Genomic DNA, 20872 nt, shown 5'->3' with positions numbered 1-20872 from the left:
TACAAAGGCGGCAGTATAAATGACTGTCGCCCGGATTAAAAAAGATTAAACGCTACTCTTTAAAATCGTTCGCATCTAATTCATGGCGTGACAACAATTTATAGAACTCGGTTCGGTTACGCCCGGCCATACGGGCAGCATGGGTAACGTTACCTTTGGTCATCTGTAACAGCTTGCGTAAATAGAGCAGTTCAAACTGATTGCGCGCTTCAACAAAGGTTGGCAATGCGGTATTTTCACCATCCAAAGCCTGTTGAACCAATGCTTCATTGATAACCGGTGTGCTGGTCAGCGCAACACACTGCTCGATTACGTTAACTAACTGACGTACATTGCCCGGCCAGCTGGCGGCCATTAAGCGCTTCATCGCATCGGTGGAAAAACTGCGTACAAAAGGCTTATGGCGCTTTGCAGACTCACGTAACAGATGGTCAGCTAACAGCGGAATATCTTCTGCCCGTTCATTTAGCGCAGGAATTTTTAAGGTAACCACGTTCAGGCGATAGTAAAGGTCTTCACGAAACTCCCCTTTCGCCATCGCTTTTGGTAAATCACGGTGAGTCGCCGAAATAATTCGCACGTCAATATCCAGATCGCGATTGCTGCCTAAAGGACGCACCTTACGTTCCTGTAATACCCGCAGCAGTTTTACCTGTAGCGGTAGTGGCATATCGCCAATTTCATCCAGAAACAGTGTGCCGCCGGTAGCCGCCTGAAACAGGCCATCACGGCTGCTAACCGCACCGGTAAATGCGCCTTTAGCATGGCCAAATAATTCAGACTCCAGCAGTTGTTCCGGCAGTGCACCACAGTTAATCGCAATAAAGGGTTTATTTCCCCGCGGGCTGGCGCTGTGTATCGCTTTGGCCAATACCTCTTTACCGGTTCCACTCAGACCGTTAATCAACACGCTCACATCCGACTGGGCCACCATTTTAGCCTGTTCAAGCAGGCGTAGCATCAGTGGACTACGGGTCACAATATTTTCCCGCCAGCTGTCATCTCCTGCGGGCACTTTCATCACCAGCGCATCATCAATGGCTTTATACAACGCATCACGATCCACCGGTTTAGTCAGGAAGCTAAATACCCCCTGCTGCGTTGCAGCAACCGCATCGGGAATAGAACCATGAGCGGTAAGAATAATAACCGGCATACCTGGCTGGTGTTTTTGAATCTCATTAAACAACGCCATACCGTCCATTTCATCCATGCGCAGATCGCTGATCACCAGATCTATCTGTTCACGACCTAAGCGGCGTAATGCCTCTTGTCCGCTCTCCGCCGTTGTGACATTGAAACCTTCGCTGGTTAAACGCATTCCCAGTAGTTTTAACAAACTGGGATCGTCATCAACCAGTAATAAATTGGCAGGCTTACGTGATGTCATATCAACTAAACTCCTTAATAACGGCTGGTCTATTTTTTATCTGCTACTGGAGTATCCACTTTAGCCGGAGCAGCTGTGACCGGTGGCTGAGCTGGTTTTGCACTCTCTTTTTCCGCTTTACTCTGAGGCTCTGCTGGTTTATCTGCCGTTGGGGCAGCAGCTTTTGCAGGTTCCACCGGTTTATCGCTTACCGTGGATTTAACTTCTGTTGCGGGCTTGACTGGTTCAACCGCCTTTTCACTGGTCGCTGGTTTGGCATCATGCGTTACTTTTTGAGTACCGGTTACAGGTTGTGTTGCCCCAGCAGGTTTTTCAGGTGTCACGGGAGGTGGAGGAATAATAACGGGTGTAGATTCAGCCTTTGATGCGCTGCTGATAGTGCTATCCGCCGGAAGGTTTTTACGTGTTGAGAGCTGGCGCTCGATATCCGTCAGATTCTCCAGCTTGCGCGTCATCTCATTAAGCTGATGTTTCGTCTCCTGTAGCTGAGCACGCAACACATCCATTTGCGTATCATTATTTTCTTTTTGGCGCTGATGGCGAACTCTTTCATCCGACAGACTAAGCTCCATGGATTGTTCATCGGTCCAGAGCTGAACTAACGAATAGACTGTATCCGGGTACATAGCGCGAAAATTCTTTAACTGTTCCAGTGAACGACGTCGTTCTGAGTTATTGATCTCAACGCGCGACAATAAAACCGCGCGCTTCATGACGCCATCCCAGGTTGTTGTTTCATATTCGGCAGATTGTGCCTGAGCCCGGGAAGCGGGAAATGACTGGGAACAGGTAATCAGGCGCAGCCAATACAGAGAATTGGCATAGGTTTCGCTATCCTGAGCCTTCCAGATATTACCATCGCAGCTGACGCGAGAATAATCACTGACTTTACGATTTGGTGTTTCATATCGGATTTCACCCAATACATTTTCAGTAAATGGCTGATAGCTACATCCGGCCAACATCACCGGCAGTATAAAAGCAGAAAGCGCCAGGGTTTTCTGCCATCGGGCCGTTGTCCCGGCGGGGTTCACCGGACTAAGCGTAGAATGATAATTTAAATCTTGTTTGGAAAACCTTTTAGGCATTATGCATTACTTCTCGGCAGTTAACGGTAATTCAATTCGAAAGCACACATCTGCATAGTCTACATCGACCAGCAACAATTCACCGTCCATCTGGCGGATACAATCACGGGCAATGCTCAGTCCTAAGCCACTGCCTTTTACCGCCCCTTTTCTCTGGCGGCTCCCCTGATAAAACGGCTCAAACAGCATCGTTTTTTCCTGGGGCAGGATTTTTTCTCCGGTATTGGCGATATCTATCTGAATAGACTGCCCAACCTGACGGCTAATAACCCAAATGGTACCGGATTCCGCGCCATAGTGCACTGCATTGGAATAGAGATTATCAAGAACACGCATTAATAATACCGATTCCGCCCAACAATGGCTCAATGCTAACTGACATTCTGTGCGCATAAGTTTAGCCCGAGCTGGCAAACTATGGGCGGAAATTACCGCTGAAACCATAACCTGTAGCTCGAGATGCTCTTTTTCTGTGCGAACATCGGTCTGGTTACGGTTGTAGTCCAGTAGCTGTTCAATAAGCTGCTGCAAGTGTCGGCTACTGTTATCCAGTATAGACACCACCTCTTTTTGGTCGTCCGTTAATGGCCCAACAACCTGATCGAGTAATAACTCCGTACCTTCGCGCATACTGGCCAACGGTGTTTTCAGCTCATGAGAGATATGCCGCAAAAACTCATGACGTTGCGACTCCAGCCACGAAAGGCGTTCACTCAGCCAGACAATACGTTGTGCCAACGACTGGATTTCACGCGGACCTTTAAATGCGGTGAGGCTGCTCAGGGATTTTCCTTCCCCCAGACGGTTAATCATACGCTCAACTCGCTTCACTGGCCCGATAATCATGCGGGTAAACAGGAAGACTAAAAACACGCTGAGTAAGAAAAGCAACAGAGCCTGTTGCCCGAAGAAGTAGCCTTTATCAGCAATAGCTTGCTGTAATTTCTCACCGCGAGAGAAGATAATTGCTCGCGTAGCCTGAACCATATCCGCGTTTGCTTTGGAGAATTGCTCCAATAATATCGATGATTCCTCATTTGGCCCGCTATTCTTACAGTGAATCTCCGCCAACCCGGTCTGTTGTTGTTTAAGGGTTTTATAATAATTTTGGTCAGGGATAATTGCTGCGTGCATATCTAACATTTCAGCGTACTGCTGGCGCTGGTTGAGATAGAGCGTCTCTAACGTTTTATCACCCAGTACACAATATTGCCGATAGCTGCGCTCCATACTTAAGGCCAGATTAGTCATTGCTTCGCTACGTCGCGCATCTTTCAGAGTAGTATTGTTAATATCCGCTGCCTGCTCACTGAGCAAATCCAGGCTTTTATAGGCTTGATAAGCCAAAATCAGCAATGGTAATAGCACCAGCAAGAATGCCAGTAACACCAGTTGACGAAGGGAATGAGGAAAACGGCTCAAATTTTTCAACCTGATACTCTCACGATAAATCAATCGGTAACGATGCTAACTGACCCTGAGGAAAGAAAATAGTTCTTTAACCGATTTTGCCAAAGATTTTCTTACATTAAGGTAGTTATGCATTTATCCATTAGCGGCATAATAACTCAAAAACAACTTTCAAGCTTTTCTGCATTAATCCGTTTGCCAGGCAGATCGCAACCCAAAAAAAAAGCACTTAACCAAGTATGGTAAGTGCTTAACGAATTTCGTTTACTTGTTGATACGTGAGTTCCCGAAGGATGGGAAACATCCTTCGGAAGAAATACGTGGATGTCCTGAATTTTCGTCTTCAAAGTGATGGAGGTATAACCTGGCATCGATAGACCTGACGAATAACATCCATATGTGTCAATAATTGATGAAATGCTGTTAATAACAGAAAACTCATCACAACCTGACACAGGCTGGCACCTCACTCAACGTGTCGTCTGATGTTTGATAAGCTGCCGAAGCAGTGAATATCGGGTTGGTAGACGATAGGTACCATGGCTTTGGCATCATTCTAAGGCTTATGTAGTACCGCAAATTGGGTTCTGACATAAAAAGGTGAATGAGCGACGCATAAGATAATGCACATAGCGTGCCACATTTAAAAAAACAACCATAATTAATTGATAAACAACAGGTTATATTTTAATTCTATTATGCGCACAATTTCACGACACTAGCCTTAAGGTGAATATTTGTCCGATCTGTCTCTAAAAACCGACACTGTTTCACATGCATTTTATTATCCAATAAAATCAAATGATTATATGTCTCTTATTTGAGACAGCTTATTGCATCAATTGTCTGCATTTACCAACAGTAATAAGAGAACCCTTATTTTTCATGCGATTAAAAAGGCGACTTTGTCGCCTTTCCGTTATTCGATGATGCGCGATTAACCAAGCTGCTTCCGCGCATTACGGAATAATCGCATCCATGGACCATCTTCGCCCCATTCCGCAGGATGCCAGGAGTTGCTCACCGTACGGAAAACACGCTCAGGATGAGGCATCATCAGGGTAATGCGCCCATCCCGATTGGTGATGGCCGTAATTCCTTTCGGTGAGCCATTCGGGTTAGCCGGATAGTGCTCCGTCACCTGACCGAAATTATCCACATAGCGCATAGAGACAAGACCGGATTGATCTAACGCCGCCAGATGCTGCGCATCACGCACTTCGACCCGACCTTCGCCATGAGATACCACAATCGGTAAGCGCGAACCTTCCATCCCCTGTAATAGTAATGATGGACTACGGGTCACTTCTACCAGGCTAAAGCGCGCTTCAAACCGTTCTGATAAATTGCGAACAAAACGCGGCCAGTGTTCAGTGCCCGGGATCAACTCACTCAGATTAGACATCATCTGGCAGCCATTACATACGCCAAGAGAGAGCGTATCCTGACGATTGAAGAACGCATCAAACTGATCCCGCACCCGGTTATTAAACAGGACTGATTTCGCCCATCCTTCTCCGGCTCCCAGGACGTCACCGTAAGAGAAGCCACCACAGGCTACCAGCGTATGGAAGCCATCCAGTTGAATACTTCCCGACAGTAAATCGCTCATATGTACGTCAATGGCATCAAATCCTGCACGATGGAAAGCGGCGGCCATCTCAACATGAGAGTTCACCCCTTGTTCACGCAACACCGCAACCCGAGGGCGCGCCTGTTTAGCAATATAAGGTGCTGCAATATCATTCTTAACATCAAAGCTCAGATTGATATTCAGACCAGGATCATTCGCCAGTTGTTTTGTCTGATGCTCCATATCGGCGCAGTCAGGGTTATCACGCAGCCGTTGCATCTGCCATGTTGTTTCCGCCCACCATATACGCAATGTCTGGCGACTTTGCTTATATACAGACTTCTCGCCATAACAAATATCGATCTCATCGCCTGACACTGCGCAACCAATATGATGCACACAATCAGTTAATCCAAACGATGCCAGGCAAGCCTGAACTTCCGCAAGCTTCTGCTGAGAAACCTGAATCACCGCGCCCAGCTCTTCATTAAACAGCACAGATAACATATCGCTATCCAGCGATTGCAAATCAACGTTTAATCCACAGTGACCAGCAAATGCCATTTCCGCCAGCGTCACTATTAATCCACCGTCAGAGCGGTCGTGATATGCCAGAAGTGAACGACTGGTAACCAACGCCTGCATAGCATTAAAGAAAGCCGCCAGCTTGTCTGCGTTGTGTACGTCTGCTGGCTTATCACCTAATTGACGATATACCTGCGCTAATGCTGTTGCACCCAGCCCATTTCGCCCTTCACCAAGATCGATAAGCAGTAATGCATTATCTTCACCAACATGCAATTGTGGAGTCACGGTACTACGTACATCCTCCACTCGGGCAAAAGCCGTGATCACCAGAGACAGTGGCGAAGTCATCTCAACGGTTTCACCCGCCTGCTGCCAGCGGGTTTTCATTGACATCGAATCTTTACCCACCGGGATAGTGATGCCCAACGCCGGGCACAACTCCTCGCCAACAGCTTTTACCGCAGCATACAGCCCGGCATCTTCCCCCGGGTGACCCGCGGCGGCCATCCAGTTAGCGGAAAGCTTAATACGCTTCAGTTCACCGATTTGAGTCGCCGCAATATTGGTTAAAGCTTCCCCCACGGCCAAACGAGCTGAAGCTGCAAAATCCAATAATGCAACCGGTGCGCGTTCACCTAAAGACATGGCTTCGCCATAATAGCTGTCGTAGCTGGCTGTAGTTACCGCACAATCTGCAACCGGAATTTGCCATGGGCCAACCATTTGGTCGCGGGCAACCATACCGCTTACTGAGCGATCGCCAATAGTGATCAGGAAAGTTTTCTCTGCTACCGTTGGCAGGTGCAATACGCGATTAACCGCCTCTTCCAACGATATCTTTGCTTTTACCAGCGGTTGAGACGAGTTATTTAGTGTTTTGACATCCCGAACCATCTTCGGAGTTTTACCCAACAGGACATCTAATGGAAGATCGATAGGGTCGTTATCAAAATGACAATCGTGAAGGGTAAGCTGCTTTTCTTCCGTTGCTTCACCGATTACCGCATAAGGCGCGCGTTCGCGGCGACACAGGCTATCAAACAGCGCTAATTTTTCTGGCGCTACTGCCAGAACATAACGTTCCTGTGATTCGTTACACCAAACCTCTAATGGGCTCATTCCCGGTTCATCGTTAAGGATGTCGCGTAGTTCAAACTTACCGCCACGGTTACCATCGCTGACCAGTTCAGGCATTGCGTTAGATAAGCCACCGGCACCAACATCATGAATAAACAGAATGGGGTTGTCATCACCCTGTTGCCAGCAGCGATCGATCACTTCCTGACAGCGACGCTCCATTTCTGGGTTATCACGCTGCACTGATGCAAAATCCAGATCTGCATCAGACTGGCCAGAAGCCATTGAGGAAGCCGCGCCGCCGCCAAGGCCAATATTCATTGCGGGTCCACCCAGCACAATCAGTTTGGCACCAACGGTAATTTCACCTTTTTGTACATGGTCGGCCCGAATATTACCAATACCACCCGCTAACATAATGGGCTTATGGTAACCACGCAGTTCCAGACCATTATGGCTATTCACCTGCTCTTCATAGGTGCGGAAATAACCTAATAAAGCCGGACGACCAAACTCATTATTAAATGCGGCACCACCAAGCGGCCCATCGGTCATAATATCCAGCGCGTTAACAATACGGTCCGGTTTCCCGAAGTCCTGCTCCCATGGTTGTTCAAAACCAGGGATACGCAGGTTAGAGACCGAAAAACCAACCAGGCCCGCTTTTGGTTTCGCCCCCCGACCGGTTGCACCCTCATCACGGATTTCACCACCGGAACCTGTTGCCGCCCCCGGCCATGGTGAAATAGCCGTCGGGTGGTTGTGAGTTTCTACCTTCATCAATATATGCGCCGCTTCCTGATGATAGTCATAAACCCCACTATCAGGTTTAGCAAAGAAACGCCCAACTTCGGAACCTTCCATTACAGCGGCATTGTCTTTATAAGCAGACAGAACATAGTCCGGCGTCTGCTCATAGGTATTCTTAATCATTTTAAACAGTGATTTTGGCTGAGTTTTACCATCAATCACCCAGTCAGCATTAAAGATTTTATGCCGACAGTGCTCAGAGTTAGCCTGAGCAAACATATAAAGCTCAATATCGGTTGGATTACGCTGTAAACCAGTAAAAGCATCCAATAAATAATCAATTTCATCAGGAGCCAGCGCCAGCCCCAGCTTTTCATTTGCCTTTTCCAGCGCCTGTCGACCTTCATTAAGTACATCAACCACGATAAATGGCGCAGGCTGATGCTGAGAAAACAACGCTTGCGCTTGCTGCGGTTGCGTAAACACGCATTCCATCATCCGATCGTGGAGTAAACCGGACAAAATGTGCCATTGAGATTCAGAAAGATCTTTTGCCTGAATATAGTAGGCAATACCCCGCTCCAGACGGTGGATCTGCGATAGCCCACAGTTATGTGCAATATCCGTGGCTTTTGATGCCCAGGGCGAAATCGTTCCCGGCCTTGGTGTCACCAATAACAGTCGACCTTGTGGCTCATGTTCTGCCAGTGATGGACCATATTTCAGCAACCGTTTTAACTTTGTCAGTTCATCTTCTGACAGTGGTGTGATCAAGTCCGCAAAGTGCACATATTCAGCATAGATATCGCTAACCGGCAGTTGGTGGTCCTGACAAAGTGACAGTAACTTATTGATACGAAAAGCAGATAACGCAGGTGAGCCACGCAAAATTTCCATAGTAGAATTTCTCTGGTCTAAAGAAGCCATCACAATAGGGACTTTAATCGCAATCGGTCTCATATTCAGTACAACCCCGGAAAACCGCCTATTGTGATGGCCTCTAAGGCTTAAGCGGAAAAAACTGCGCCTATTATAGAGAATCAAACTCAATGACGAAACCGTTTGCGTAGCTATTATTTTTAACCCGAATAACCAATCCGATAAAACATAGTATTTGCTATGTTGTCTTTAGTTAAGCAAAATGCCTGTCTATAGATTCAGGCTTATCTTTTTCCTGATACAAAATTAACCGAGAATTCCATTTATTATCAAACGATAAGCAGCTATACGAGATAACCCAAATTAGAGTGATTTCAAAGCCCATGAATGTTTAACTCTATTCGTATTCAGCAAAAAAATTCACCTGATTTAGAGAACCCTATTTGAAGCCATTAAAGATTAACTATCTGTTTATTGGTGTTGTAACTCTGCTACTGGCGCTGGCCATGTGGCCAACGCTGCAATGGCGCGGCGATAACAGCACTCAATTACAGAAAATTAAGCAACGAGGCGTACTCAATGTTGCCACGCTCAACGTGACTCCCTACTACTATCAAAGTAGTACCGGGACGGACGGCCTTGACTATGAGCTGGCTAAACTGTTTGCCGACTATCTTGGCGTTAAATTAAATATAGAAACCGAACACAACGTTACCAGCCTGTTTACTCAGTTAGAAAGTGGTGAAACCGATATGCTGGCTGCGGGTCTTATCTTTAACCCTGAACGTATGAAAAACCTGAATGTGGGCCCCGCCTACTATTCTGTTTCACAACAGTTGGTCTATCGACAAAACACCCCTAAACCTCAATCGCTGAATAATCTTAAAGGTAAGCTAACCGTAGTGGCCGGTGCTGCCAGCATATCTACCATGCATCAATTGAAAAAGAGTAAATATCCAAACCTTAGCTGGGGTGCAACGCAATCCGACTCTTCTGTCGATCTGTTAAAACAGGTAGCAGACGGAAAACTGGACTATACCATTGCCGACTCAGTCACTATTGCTATGGTTCAGCGGGTCTACCCTAACCTGGCTGTCGCTTTCGATATTACGGAAGAAGAGCCTGTCATGTGGTATGTGCGTAAAACGGCAGACAATAGCCTTGATGCTGCCATGCTGAACTTCTTCAATCAGATTAATGAAGATGGCACACTGGCCAAGCTGGAAGAGAAATATCTGGGGCACGTGGGTGAATTTGATTATGTGGACACCAAAACCTTTTTAAATGCTATTGATAATACGCTTCCCGGTTTAAAGCCTCTGTTTGAGAAATATGCCAAAGGAATAGACTGGCGTCTGGCGGCAGCCATTGCTTATCAGGAATCCCATTGGAACCCGACGGCGACGTCGGCAACTGGTGTACGTGGTATTATGATGCTTACCCGTAGTACCGCCGACTCGTTGGGTGTTACCGATCGTCTGGATCCCGAGCAAAGCATTCGTGGGGGGCTAACTTATCTGGAACAACTGATGACAAAAATTCCGGATCGCGTCCCCGAAGAGGAAAAAATCTGGTTTGCCCTGATTGCCTATAACATGGGATATGCTCATATGCTGGATGCCCGAAGCCTGACGGCGCAGCAAGGGGGAAATCCGGACAGTTGGGTGGATGTAAAGAAACGCCTGACCATGCTGACGCAAAAACAATATTACAGTAAAACCCGCTATGGCTATGCGCGCGGCTATCAGGCTTATCAGTTTGTTGAAAATATTCGCCGTTATCAACTTAGTCTGGAAGGCTATCTGCAGGAAAAAGACCGTCAGCTCGCAAAAGCACAGGAAATCTCAAAACAAGACGCTGAGTTGGGTAAATCTTATCCTGCCATTAAGCCCAATCAAGTTCAGCTCAGGCAACCAATACCTGAGGAACCAAACTGACAGTTAATACGCTAGTTAACTCAGCCCCTGCCGCAGCATTTTTTGTTGTTTTATCTGTTCCCGTCTGCGTTTAAAAAAGTCACTCAATCTTGCCGAGCACTCTTCCGCCAGTATACCGGCGGTCACTTCAACATGGTGATTCATTCCAGGATGCCCCAAAATATCCATCAGAGAACCAGCAGCACCGGTTTTTAAATCGCTGGCACCATAAACCAAACGTTGAATACGGCTGTGTACCATTGCTCCGGCGCACATCACACAGGGTTCTAACGTGACATATAATGTCGTATTTAGCAGCCGGTAGTTTTGCAGTACTAATCCCCCTTGCTGTAGCGCCATAATCTCTGCATGGGCCGTCGGATTATGGGTACCAATGGGCCGATTCCAGCCCTCAGCAATCACCTGATTATCCTGAACTAATACCGCACCAACCGGAATCTCCCCTTCTCTGTCGGCGCGTTCGGCCAGCTCCAGCGCATAGCGCATCCAGTCTTCGTCACTGTAATGCGTCATCATCATTGATTACTCTACCTTTTATATTAATTACTACCATCGGTAACCGATGGCTATTCCAGCTCTTTAAGATTACCCTGCTCATCCACTCGCCAGCGGTGTTGGCAGCAGGCAAGCACCGGATCGTCCTGAATACTGTCACTATAACCACTGTATAGCGACAGCGGTTTACCCAAACGCTGTTCCAGTTCAATAACTTTCTGCTTGCCTAAACAGCGCATATCAATAACCCAGCCGCCATAGCGACTTGTCATCTGACTACCGATTAAAATCACTTTTTCCAGAAAAAAAGAGTCCGCATAAGCCGCTTCAACCAGACGCTGAGGCGAACCCGTCAATAGCCATACCTGCGTGTTCTCATCGTTCAGATATTCCGCCAGACGCCCCTGCACAACGGGAAAAGGTACAACATCCTGACGAAAATTTTGAATAAACTGCTGCTCCAGCCATTTCAGCCGAGCTTCATTTTGGCCTGCGGTTATCGCCCACAACATCAGGCTCATTGGCCAGCGGCTATTGCGTCCTTTAATCAATAATCCTAAAAGAATGATCGGCAGCAGAGGTATCAGAATAACCAGATTAGCCGGCAGGCGACGAATCATATAGCGAAGGAAACAACCAAACAGATCCTGCTGGTGCAATGTTCCATCCAGATCGAAAAATACGTTCCTCTGTTGTGATTGATTCTCTGACACACTGACTCCTGAAAATTTTCTGGCTAAAAAACGAGTCTGCTGCCTGTGAATATCCCGCGATTCAGCAACATGTGTAGTGAGTATACCGTTTATTGCACTTTTTATCGCTGATGAAAAAGAATAAACCATTGGTATCAACCTGGGGCAAGCGTATAATCCCCCGTCCGAACTTAAGATATTTATGGCATGGCTTTACTGATCACAAAAAAATGTATCAACTGTGATATGTGCGACCTTGACTAATAAATCTATATATTACAGTCAATTAAATTGACGTATTACTGTTTGCCGCTCTTATAATATTGATATTAAATCAGGTTGATTACATAAAATTATCTGCTTACTATTGCGCCCCTTAAATACTGATTTTATATACAGCAACCAATGATTTTTGGTAGAAAGATTGACTGGATAGACTAGTTTTTGGAAAATAGATAAACATTAAGCCCCAATAAGGGGCTTTTTAGTTGCTAGTTAATTAGCTCTACAGTCGATTTATACACAATACTACGCGTTGTGTTTCCACCCGGCAGGATAAACTTCATAAGTGTTGTACTTGGCACTTCCAAGAGACCTAACCCTTGAGGTAAACCACCTGCACCAACTGAATATGCTTCACACTTATGCAGGTTAAAACCTGAAGGAGATGCAACCCATACTACACCATAGGCATCTAGCGCAGTTGTTGTCCATGATTTCTGTTCATATAATCCTCCTCCGACATAATACCAATCAACTCCCGGTTTAAGTGCGTCAGAAAGACCATTGTTCCGCGTAAAATCAAGCACTCTTTTGTTAGTTCTGGTTACCTTGAGGTAGTTAGTACATACGACATTACCCCCATTGAAAAACAATCTATTTCCTGACAGGGCTGAATATAGATATTTATTAACTAACTCAAGGTTGTTGAATGAGTTAGCCGACGCAGACATATTCATACCATTAACTGTAATGTCATTACCCGTGTTGTTAAATGAGAAAATGGCTCGCGTGGCTGCCGGAATTGTTACTTCGGTCTGAGAGTACTTATTAGCAATGGTATATCTTGCCGTGTGATTACCGCTAGAGTTCATGTAGGTTATACTATAAACGAAACCAAAATTTGCCGTTATATTCTTATTATCCTTATCCGCCAGAAAAAGAAGCCCATTGTAAAATTCAACACCTAATTCAAACGTCAGATACTCGCAGTTCTGCCCCAGTTGTACCGCAATTGGTGTTTCATTCGCCCTATCCCAGATAGCGCCTTCTGTATCATTCAGAACTTCAATATATCCACGGAAAAAACCATACTGGCATTTATCGAGATAAATAGGGAATGGACAACCACCGATCTCCACTCTCAAGTCAAATGATGTTGTTGAACCGGTCACACCGACTGGAGAGGTATGCTCAGGGGTTGAAGCAACAGGATCAAAGTAAATTCCCTTATGGCAACTGAGTACTCTCAATGTACCGACCATTCCCCAGCATCCATATCCATATACGCCAAATTCACCACCCCAAACGCTCACATCAATCTTTGCTTTGATGGCATCATTCATATGCAGACAGACAGATAGGTCGCCTTTAACCGCCGACATCCATGGCACGTTAGCCCACTCAAGAGAAAAACCCTGAAATACTACACCGTTTATAAATCCATTTACTGAAGCTGTATCTGATACATTTTTAACCTTAACGATACATATATCACCAATGTTAGTTGATGATGTTGTTGCTGGTTTATCTTTGCTAATCATCGTGCCGTGAAAATGGTCTGACTGTGGGCCGGCAATGAAACAACTATTGATATCCAACATCAAAGTATCCAAAGATGAAAACCTATACTTTTTCAGCGCTGGACAGCGAACGGAACATTTTAATTCCCTGGCAACCGTATCGGATTTTTGCATGGCTGCCCAATCAATAGACTGTGACAGGCTAGTTACCAGTGGATAGATAGCTTGCGCCTCTGAGAGGGTATTAAATTTCTCTGAAAGGCGATGCAGCGTTCCATCACCGATAGCACCAAATTGTTCGGGAGTGACATAGTATAGTGCCTGAGATAGATTTCCTGATGGCAATACCTTCACTCTTGTTGGATCGACAAGCGTTGCACCCTGAGCGTTAAGTTGCTCCCTTAAAGTCGCATTACCAACACTGAGCCAAGCCCCCGTACCAATTCCACCAGCAGTTGATGGAATAGAACCTGATGGAACCACCTTAGGGAATACGCCATCCCAGCGGAAATATTCCCCGGTATCTGTATCTCTTAACACTTGGTTTGGCTGCGTTAGAGTATTGCCAGTTTGAAATGAATCCATTGTGATATAGCCAATCTCAGCTATTGCCTGCTGAGTGAGATAATTATTCCCCTCAATGGTGGAATTTTCTTTAGTAACATTATTGACTGGATTTTCAGACATAATTTATTTCTCTTTTTAATTGTAATCAACCAAACAACTGTTTGGATATACAGTATATAAAAAGATAATACGCCCAGCTAATTTCTAGCTAAATTATTTTTAAATTTAATTATTTATTTATCAATATGTTATATAAATAATCTATCTAATATCTATCAGGTAAATTAGACTAAAATCTCACTTTATTGATATGTTAATTCTCTTTTTCAGTGCTTATAGTCCTTCTCTTTCGGCTTGCCAGTCCCTGTCTGGTGGGTATTTAACTTCATTTTGGAGTAAAAAACGCACCCCCAAATACTTTTTCATATCTCTTTATTGGTTGTTTTTAAACTAAAATTCACATGATAATGACTCAAAAGATAAACTCAACTTTCTTTATATAAGCAGAAAGTCGTCCGATGGTCAGATAAATAAAACGTTTATATATTAAAAACAGTTAGATAAAGAAATCTACTTATCCACCATGAGGGTATTTTCAGGTCGGGTACTAATTGAAAAATTCGGGTGTTATCTAAATACCGAATTGAAGAAAAAGCCTAACGCAATAAGAAAGTGTTAGCGGCAGTAACACAGATTTTAATATTCTGGTTCGTATAAGGGCTACAATTATCCCATTTTGCAATGCGTTCATTAATTCGACGTTATCAATCAGGATTTGGTTCACTCTATGCTACATAGTGCAACCTCGAAAACCTCATTAAAACTACAAGCTCACACACTATGCATTTTTAATACGCAAAAAAGCTTGTGTTGCTGTTTTGTGTTACTGATATGAGTTTTTCAATGTATTATGTACTGGTTAAATATACAAGACGTGCGTGCGTGTGCGCATCAGTAATGGGCTGATATTGAAATGGCATTATTAATTACTAAGCGCTGTATCAACTGTGATATGTGCGAACCAGAGTGTCCAAATCAGGCAATTGCTATGGGTGCTGAGATTTATGAAATAAATCCAGACCTTTGTACTGAATGCGTCGGTCACTACGATGAGCCAACCTGCATGAAAGTCTGCCCGATTGATAACACCATCATTCATGATCCTGCACATAAAGAGAGTAATGAACAGCTATGGGATAAGTTCGTATTACTGCATCATGCAGATAAACTTTGATAAATGAATATATCAATCAGCAATAAAAAAGAGCGCAATGCGCTCTTTTTTAGTTTTGGTGTTCAGTCGCTATTAGCGAGAGGCATTTTGACGCCACCACTCCGCCAGTAAAATACCGGTAGCAACAGAAACGTTCAGGCTTTCAACATTGCCTGTTCCTGTAATTGACACGCTCATATCGCTTTGTTTCATGGTGACATCTGACAGGCCGTCACGTTCTTCACCCAGCACCAACACGGTTTTTGCTGGTAAAACGGATTCCGACAGAGGTGTTCCTTTATGGCTGGAGGTAGTAACAATGGTATAACCCGCCCGGCGGAACATATCTAACGCCTGAGGGAAATCATCAATACCAATAGCGGTTAAATGCTCTGCACCACCTTCGGCAGTACGAATGGCAGCACCGGACTCAAGCATACCTGGCTCGCGCAGCAGAACACCTTTCACACCAAAGTGAGCGCAGGAGCGCATCATGCCCCCCAGATTATGCGGATTACCTACGTTTTCCAACGCCAGCACACAATCGCTTTTTCCTGCTTTAGCTAAATAGTCAGCCACGGTTAAGCCACCGCGTTTTTTAATCAGGAAACAGACACCACCATGGTGCTCAGTACCCGAAACGCGAATAAGTTCTTCTTCATCAACAACATGATAAGCTTTGCGATTAGCGGCCATCCAGCGTAAAGCTTCGCGGAATCTTGGGGTTACCGACTGAATAAAATAGGCGCGAACAATAGCATCCGGGCGACTTTGAAACAGTGCCTGACAGGCATTTTCGCCATACACCTTAGTCTCTTCATCACGCTGACGACGCAGTTGAGCCGGGTCTATCTGGCTCTTACCGCTAATGCCACCATGATCAAAAGGTTCTGGCTCACTGACATCCTGTAGTTTAGCCTGCCATGGGGAACGAGGTGGTTTTTCATCGGCACTACGGACGGGACGATGCGGAAGATCTTTATCTCCCCAACGTGCATTTTTATCGCCCCGATCGTTACTTCTGTTCGCCGGGCGCTTTTTATCTGAGCGACGGTTATTCTTATCATCTTTGTTGTCGTCACCGCGGACGTACATTACTTTAACTTTGCCGTTCTTACCGCTAAAAGAGTCATTCATACCTATATCTCCACTTCCACATCGCATCCGGCGCGCAGATTACCTGATGTTATGCCGGTAAGCCACTATCATCTGCCAAAAGACTAAATCTATTATAACTATCGACGAAATCACATTGTTGATAGTTAATCATTTGTACATAATAAGTGAAATCAATGTGTAATTTCACTGAGGTAACAGCATGAATACCCTTTGTCCTTCTTGTCTGACTACAAATCGAATTCCTGAAGACCGTATTCAGGAAGATGCAAAATGTGGCCGCTGTGGACATGAGCTTTTTGATGGCGAAGTGATTAACGCTAACAAAGCTTCTTTTGATTCACTATTAAATGACGACCTTCCTGTCGTCGTTGATTTCTGGGCTCCATGGTGCGGCCCATGCGTCAACTTTGCCCCGATCTTTGAAGATGTCGCTCAGGAAAGGGAAAGAGAAATCCGCTTTGTAAAAGTCGACACCGAAGCCGAACAGGAACTCAGTGCTCGTTTTGGTATCCGTAGTATACCTACCATTATGGTATTCAAGAAGGGACAACGTATAGATATGTTGAATGGGGCCCTTCCAAAAGCCTCATTTGACCAGTGGCTGAGTGAAGTTTTAGCTAAAAATCGCTAACGCTCTGCGGTAAATCTGAAGGTTTCGCTAAAAAATTATCCCGGGGGCGCTGAATACGATATCATGCGCCCCTTTATTATTTATCGATCCCAACAGATTACTTCAGGTTACCTTCATGGCTTCTGATATCGCATCCCCTTCACTTCCTGATAATGCCGTACTGCAATTAAGGGAACTGCGGCTGGCTCAATCCACGCGACCTTTTCGCGCCAGAGGGTGCAGAGTCATTCGTTGCCATCGTTGTTTATTACCCAAGGTTCACTGCTTGTGTCACTCTTTTTCCGCAACCCTTGCTGAAAGCACGTTTTGTCTGTTGATGTATGATACTGAGCCGTTAAAACCAAGTAACACGGGTCGTCTGATTGCCGATATTTTGCCCGAGACTAAAGCATTCCTCTGGTCGCGGACCAATATTAATCCACAACTGTTGGCGCTGCTGTCCAATCCGGATTATCAGCCTTATGTCATTTTTCCAGCTTCATATGCGTCACCCGACAGGGTTGTTACCTGCGTTGAAAAACAAAATAATAAACGCCCGCTGTTTATTATTCTTGACGGCACCTGGACCGAAGCCAGAAAAATGTTCCGTAAAAGCCCCTATCTGGACCGTTTTCCGGTGCTTTCCATCGATAACGACCAGAATTCAGATTATCAACTGCGGGAAGCCAGCCGCAAAGAGCAACTCTGTACTGCCGAAGTTGCTATTCAAATCCTGAGTCAGGCTGGAGAACAACATGTTTCAGAGAGCCTGGAACACTATTTCGCTGATTTTCGTCAACGTTATCTTGCCGGTAAAGCAAATCGTTCACTGGAGAGCTTTATCGCTTTTACGGCCGGAGAATGTGAGAAAAGCCAGAATACATAGTTTTGAATGCTATTCAATATCAATCAGTTAAAAAAATGATTGGCGAAAATCTGTTATATCAGCGACAGTTTTGCGATATTAGCGCGGTTTTTTAGTCACAATCTTGGTTAGTGGTGGTAGTATTACCAGATCCTACTGATAATAAATTTGCACGTTATGGCCTGTTGCCATAACCCAACAAGAGAAGAATGCTTTGTGATGTTGTCATCATTTAAACGAAAGAAATCTCAACAACACCTTGCACAACTGCCGAAAATTTCCCAACGGATTGATGATATTAAAATATTATCAACTCCAGGTGATTATCGTTCTACTTTACTTGACTTGATTAGTCGCGCAGAACAACGCATATACCTGATTGCGCTTTATCTTGAGCATGACGATGCAGGTATCGATATCTTGTCTGCAATTTATCAAGCCAAAATGCGTCGCCCCGAGTTAGAGGTCGCTATATTAGTAGACTGGCATCGTGCTCAACGGGGGCGGATTGGTGCCGCTGCAGAAAGTACCAATGCAGATTGGTACTGTAAAATGGCTGAACAGCATCCCGGGGTAGAAGTTCCTGTTTACGGTGTTCCGGTTAATACGCGTGAAGCCCTCGGTGTGCTGCACTTAAAAGGTAGCGTTATTGATAATACCGTGGCTTATACCGGTGCCAGCGTCAATGATGTCTATCTGCATCGCCATGATAAATACCGTTATGACCGCTATCAGTTCATCACCAATGCCGCATTAGCGGATAGCATGATAGCTTATGTCAAACAGTTCCTGTTGCCTGCGGAAGCCGTGCGCAATTTAGATTGCCAGAACCGGCCTCGTGGTCAGGAAATTAAAAATGACATCAAAAAATTCAGACAAAGCCTGCGTATTCATGGATATGAATTTGAAAACAGTGCGACTAATGAGGAGCTTTCCGTTGCTCCATTCGTTGGTTTAGGCCGTCATAGTCCACTGAATAGAGTTATCGACCGGCTGATGAACAGTACTGAGCATAAGCTGACGTTATGTACTCCCTATTTCAATTTGCCTGCCCCATTAGTGAAGAATATCATTTCATTATTACGTCAGGGCAAGCAGGTTGAGATTATCGTTGGTGATAAAACTGCCAACGACTTCTATATTCCTGAAGATCAACCATTCAAAATTATTGGCGCACTGCCCTATCTGTATGAAATTAACCTTCGCCGTTTTGTTACACGATTACAGCGCTATGTAGATCAAGGCCTGCTAACCGTCCGTTTGTGGAAAGACGAAGATAATACTTACCATTTGAAAGGGATGTGGGTTGACGACGACTGGCAACTAATAACCGGTAACAACCTAAACCCACGGGCATGGCATTTAGATCTTGAAAATGCGATTTTGATCCATGATCCTAAGGGAGAGTTAAAAGAAGCTCGCCAGCATGAGCTGGATTGCATTAAAACACATACGTTTGTGGTTAATCACTACCAGCAGCTGCAAAGTATTCAATTCTATCCGGTCAAAATACGTAAACTGATTCGCCGATTGCGGCGTATTCGTATCGATAAGTTAATTAGCCGTATTCTGTAATCTTAAAGCCCCGAAATTTGGGGCTTTTTAATACCCATTCAATCAACCTTTCAACTTATTTTCATTTTGTATTGTATTTCTCCTTCAATACGATATTTATTGCCATTCTAAAACACACACCTTTAAGTGATTTTCCTGTCTTTTGCTGGCGTTCCGTTATGGATTGATGTTAATTAATAACACACATCAAATCACAAGGATAAAAAATGAAGTCTAAATTATTGGTTGGCACCGCATTAATTCTAAGTTGTTTACAGGTTCAGGCCCGTACTATGGATGCTATTCAACAGTCAGGAACGCTTAAAGTGGGCGTGCCGGGCGACTACGCGCCATTGGCATACCGCAATGCTTCAGGCGCACTTGAGGGGTATGACATCGATATGGCTAATGCCTTAGGTAAATCATTAAATCTGAAAGTCGATTTCGTTATTACCAGTTGGCCAACGCTGTCAGATGACCTGAGTGCAGATAAATTTGATGTTGCTATGGGTGGAGTTACCGCAACAGCAAAACGTGAAGCTGAATTTGGTTTAACCAAACCAATTGTTGCTAATGGGAAAATTGCGTTAGCCAGCTGTTCCGTCGCCAAAGAATTGCCTGACTTAGAAAAGATCGACCAGCCTAAAGTGAAAGTGGTTGTTAACCCTGGTGGTACTAATCAAACTTTTGTAGATAGTCACATCAAAAAAGCACAAATAATCCGGGTTAAAGATAATTTCGATAACCTACAGGCCCTGAGAGATAAAACCGCTGACATTATGGTAACCGATCTGATTGAAGGCGATTATTATCAGAATAAAGAGCCAAATGTACTCTGTATGGCAACAGAAAAGCCTTTTTCTGGTACAGAGAGTCACAAGGTATACATGGTTAAAAAAGACAACACTAAGCTGCTGGAAAGTATTAATACCTGGTTACAGGGAGAAACTAAATCTCAGTTAGCTAAACAATGGAAAATTCGTGAGTAAGTGACATTTACCTTTTCTGAGAGATAATGTAGATATTCAGAATTTTTCACGTAATTTGGGTGAGTGAGCAGCATGATGCAAGAAGGCAATCTGAACTCATGGCTTCAATTTGCTGGTAAACCTGACAAATGGACTTGAGCGAATATTCCGGCCGTAACAGCTATGTGCTTATATCACTACAGTGCCTGGCCGGTAGGGCCTGTCTCTGAATATTTCATAGTCCGCATAAGCAAAAAACCCTCAGCTTTCGCTGAGGGTTTCTCCTAATTAAAGCCTGGCAGTTCCCTACTCTCGCATGGGGAAGCCCCACACTACCATCGGCGCTACGGCGTTTCACTTCTGAGTTCGGCATGGGGTCAGGTGGGACCACCGCGCTATCGCCGCCAGGCATATT

General features: G+C 44.9%; 14 protein-coding genes and 1 rRNA gene. 6 read left to right on the top strand and 9 right to left on the bottom strand.

The window, feature by feature from the left end; translation table 11 throughout:
* Positions 1 to 52 precede the first annotated feature (52 nt).
* From glrR to purL, 4 genes are all read right to left on the bottom strand, one after another.
* Positions 53 to 1390, bottom strand: a complete 1338-nt coding sequence (gene glrR, locus LPW36_RS01125) for a two-component system response regulator GlrR (protein WP_230607677.1) — start codon at positions 1388 to 1390, stop codon at positions 53 to 55.
* Positions 1391 to 1419: 29 nt separating this feature from the next.
* The gene (locus tag LPW36_RS01120) at positions 1420 to 2478 is read right to left on the bottom strand and encodes a hypothetical protein (protein ID WP_230607676.1); all 1059 of its coding nucleotides are present in this window, start codon (positions 2476 to 2478) and stop codon (positions 1420 to 1422) included.
* Between the two features lie 6 nt (positions 2479 to 2484).
* Positions 2485 to 3909 (bottom strand): sensor histidine kinase, encoded by a 1425-nt coding sequence (locus LPW36_RS01115; RefSeq protein WP_420844695.1) that lies wholly within the window; start codon positions 3907 to 3909, stop codon positions 2485 to 2487.
* Positions 3910 to 4825: 916 nt separating this feature from the next.
* The gene (purL, locus tag LPW36_RS01110) at positions 4826 to 8713 is read right to left on the bottom strand and encodes a phosphoribosylformylglycinamidine synthase (RefSeq protein WP_230607865.1); all 3888 of its coding nucleotides are present in this window, start codon (positions 8711 to 8713) and stop codon (positions 4826 to 4828) included.
* 425 nt (positions 8714 to 9138) lie between these two features.
* Between purL and mltF the strand changes: the two genes are divergently transcribed.
* Positions 9139 to 10632, top strand: a complete 1494-nt coding sequence (mltF, locus tag LPW36_RS01105; protein WP_230607674.1) for a membrane-bound lytic murein transglycosylase MltF — start codon at positions 9139 to 9141, stop codon at positions 10630 to 10632.
* A gap of 15 nt (positions 10633 to 10647) precedes the next feature.
* Here the strand turns inward: mltF and tadA are convergent, their stop codons facing one another.
* The 3 genes from tadA to LPW36_RS01090 form a co-directional block, all read right to left on the bottom strand.
* Positions 10648 to 11145: a tRNA adenosine(34) deaminase TadA gene (gene tadA / locus LPW36_RS01100; RefSeq protein WP_230607864.1), complete on the bottom strand. Its 498-nt coding sequence runs from the start codon at positions 11143 to 11145 to the stop codon at positions 10648 to 10650.
* A gap of 53 nt (positions 11146 to 11198) precedes the next feature.
* Positions 11199 to 11840, bottom strand: a complete 642-nt coding sequence (yfhb, locus tag LPW36_RS01095; RefSeq protein ID WP_230607673.1) for a phosphatidylglycerophosphatase C — start codon at positions 11838 to 11840, stop codon at positions 11199 to 11201.
* A 470-nt stretch (positions 11841 to 12310) separates the two neighbouring features.
* The gene (locus LPW36_RS01090) at positions 12311 to 14248 is read right to left on the bottom strand and encodes a tail fiber/spike domain-containing protein (protein WP_230607672.1); all 1938 of its coding nucleotides are present in this window, start codon (positions 14246 to 14248) and stop codon (positions 12311 to 12313) included.
* Between the two features lie 853 nt (positions 14249 to 15101).
* Here LPW36_RS01090 and LPW36_RS01085 point away from each other — a divergent pair.
* Positions 15102 to 15362 (top strand): YfhL family 4Fe-4S dicluster ferredoxin, encoded by a 261-nt coding sequence (locus LPW36_RS01085; RefSeq protein WP_230607671.1) that lies wholly within the window; start codon positions 15102 to 15104, stop codon positions 15360 to 15362.
* A gap of 72 nt (positions 15363 to 15434) precedes the next feature.
* Here the strand turns inward: LPW36_RS01085 and LPW36_RS01080 are convergent, their stop codons facing one another.
* A complete protein-coding gene (locus LPW36_RS01080; protein ID WP_230607670.1) occupies positions 15435 to 16478 on the bottom strand; it encodes a tRNA/rRNA methyltransferase in 1044 nt (347 codons plus the stop codon).
* A 181-nt stretch (positions 16479 to 16659) separates the two neighbouring features.
* On the opposite strand from LPW36_RS01080, the gene trxC reads away from it, so the two are divergent.
* The 4 genes from trxC (at position 16660) to LPW36_RS01060 (ending at position 20478) form a co-directional block, all read left to right on the top strand.
* Positions 16660 to 17091, top strand: coding sequence for a thioredoxin TrxC (trxC, locus tag LPW36_RS01075; protein ID WP_230607669.1), 432 nt, complete (start codon positions 16660 to 16662; stop codon positions 17089 to 17091).
* A gap of 115 nt (positions 17092 to 17206) precedes the next feature.
* Complete coding sequence (locus LPW36_RS01070; RefSeq protein ID WP_230607668.1) at positions 17207 to 17956, top strand: tRNA-uridine aminocarboxypropyltransferase; 750 nt, start codon at positions 17207 to 17209, stop codon at positions 17954 to 17956.
* A gap of 198 nt (positions 17957 to 18154) precedes the next feature.
* A complete protein-coding gene (gene pssA, locus LPW36_RS01065) occupies positions 18155 to 19510 on the top strand; it encodes a CDP-diacylglycerol--serine O-phosphatidyltransferase (RefSeq protein WP_230607863.1) in 1356 nt (451 codons plus the stop codon).
* A gap of 206 nt (positions 19511 to 19716) precedes the next feature.
* Positions 19717 to 20478 carry a transporter substrate-binding domain-containing protein gene (locus LPW36_RS01060; protein ID WP_230607667.1) on the top strand — a complete coding sequence of 254 codons (762 nt, stop codon included), beginning with the start codon at positions 19717 to 19719 and terminating at the stop codon, positions 20476 to 20478.
* A gap of 272 nt (positions 20479 to 20750) precedes the next feature.
* Here LPW36_RS01060 and rrf read toward each other — a convergent pair.
* Positions 20751 to 20866 (bottom strand): 5S ribosomal RNA (gene rrf, locus LPW36_RS01055).
* Between the last annotated feature and the right edge of the window lie 6 nt (positions 20867 to 20872).

This window comes from Limnobaculum eriocheiris, from assembly GCF_021010575.1.
Classification (GTDB): Bacteria; Pseudomonadota; Gammaproteobacteria; order Enterobacterales; family Enterobacteriaceae; genus Limnobaculum; species Limnobaculum eriocheiris.
The sequence above is the reverse complement of the archived record's forward strand: the minus strand, read 5'-3'. Positions and strand labels throughout refer to the sequence as shown.

Bases quoted from the DNA above. Each gene is read 5' to 3' on its own strand.
- LPW36_RS01120 (WP_230607676.1), bottom strand. From the start codon at position 2,478: ATGCCTAAAAGGTTTTCCAAACAAGATTTAAATTATCATTCTACGCTT.
- LPW36_RS01085 (WP_230607671.1), top strand. From the start codon at position 15,102: ATGGCATTATTAATTACTAAGCGCTGTATCAACTGTGATATGTGCGAA.
- LPW36_RS01090 (WP_230607672.1), bottom strand. From the start codon at position 14,248: ATGTCTGAAAATCCAGTCAATAATGTTACTAAAGAAAATTCCACCATT.
- trxC (WP_230607669.1), top strand. From the start codon at position 16,660: ATGAATACCCTTTGTCCTTCTTGTCTGACTACAAATCGAATTCCTGAA.
- LPW36_RS01070 (WP_230607668.1), top strand. From the start codon at position 17,207: ATGGCTTCTGATATCGCATCCCCTTCACTTCCTGATAATGCCGTACTG.
- purL (WP_230607865.1), bottom strand. From the start codon at position 8,713: ATGGAAATTTTGCGTGGCTCACCTGCGTTATCTGCTTTTCGTATCAAT.
- pssA (WP_230607863.1), top strand. From the start codon at position 18,155: ATGTTGTCATCATTTAAACGAAAGAAATCTCAACAACACCTTGCACAA.
- tadA (WP_230607864.1), bottom strand. From the start codon at position 11,145: ATGACGCATTACAGTGACGAAGACTGGATGCGCTATGCGCTGGAGCTG.
- LPW36_RS01060 (WP_230607667.1), top strand. From the start codon at position 19,717: ATGAAGTCTAAATTATTGGTTGGCACCGCATTAATTCTAAGTTGTTTA.
- LPW36_RS01080 (WP_230607670.1), bottom strand. From the start codon at position 16,478: ATGAATGACTCTTTTAGCGGTAAGAACGGCAAAGTTAAAGTAATGTAC.
- glrR (WP_230607677.1), bottom strand. From the start codon at position 1,390: ATGACATCACGTAAGCCTGCCAATTTATTACTGGTTGATGACGATCCC.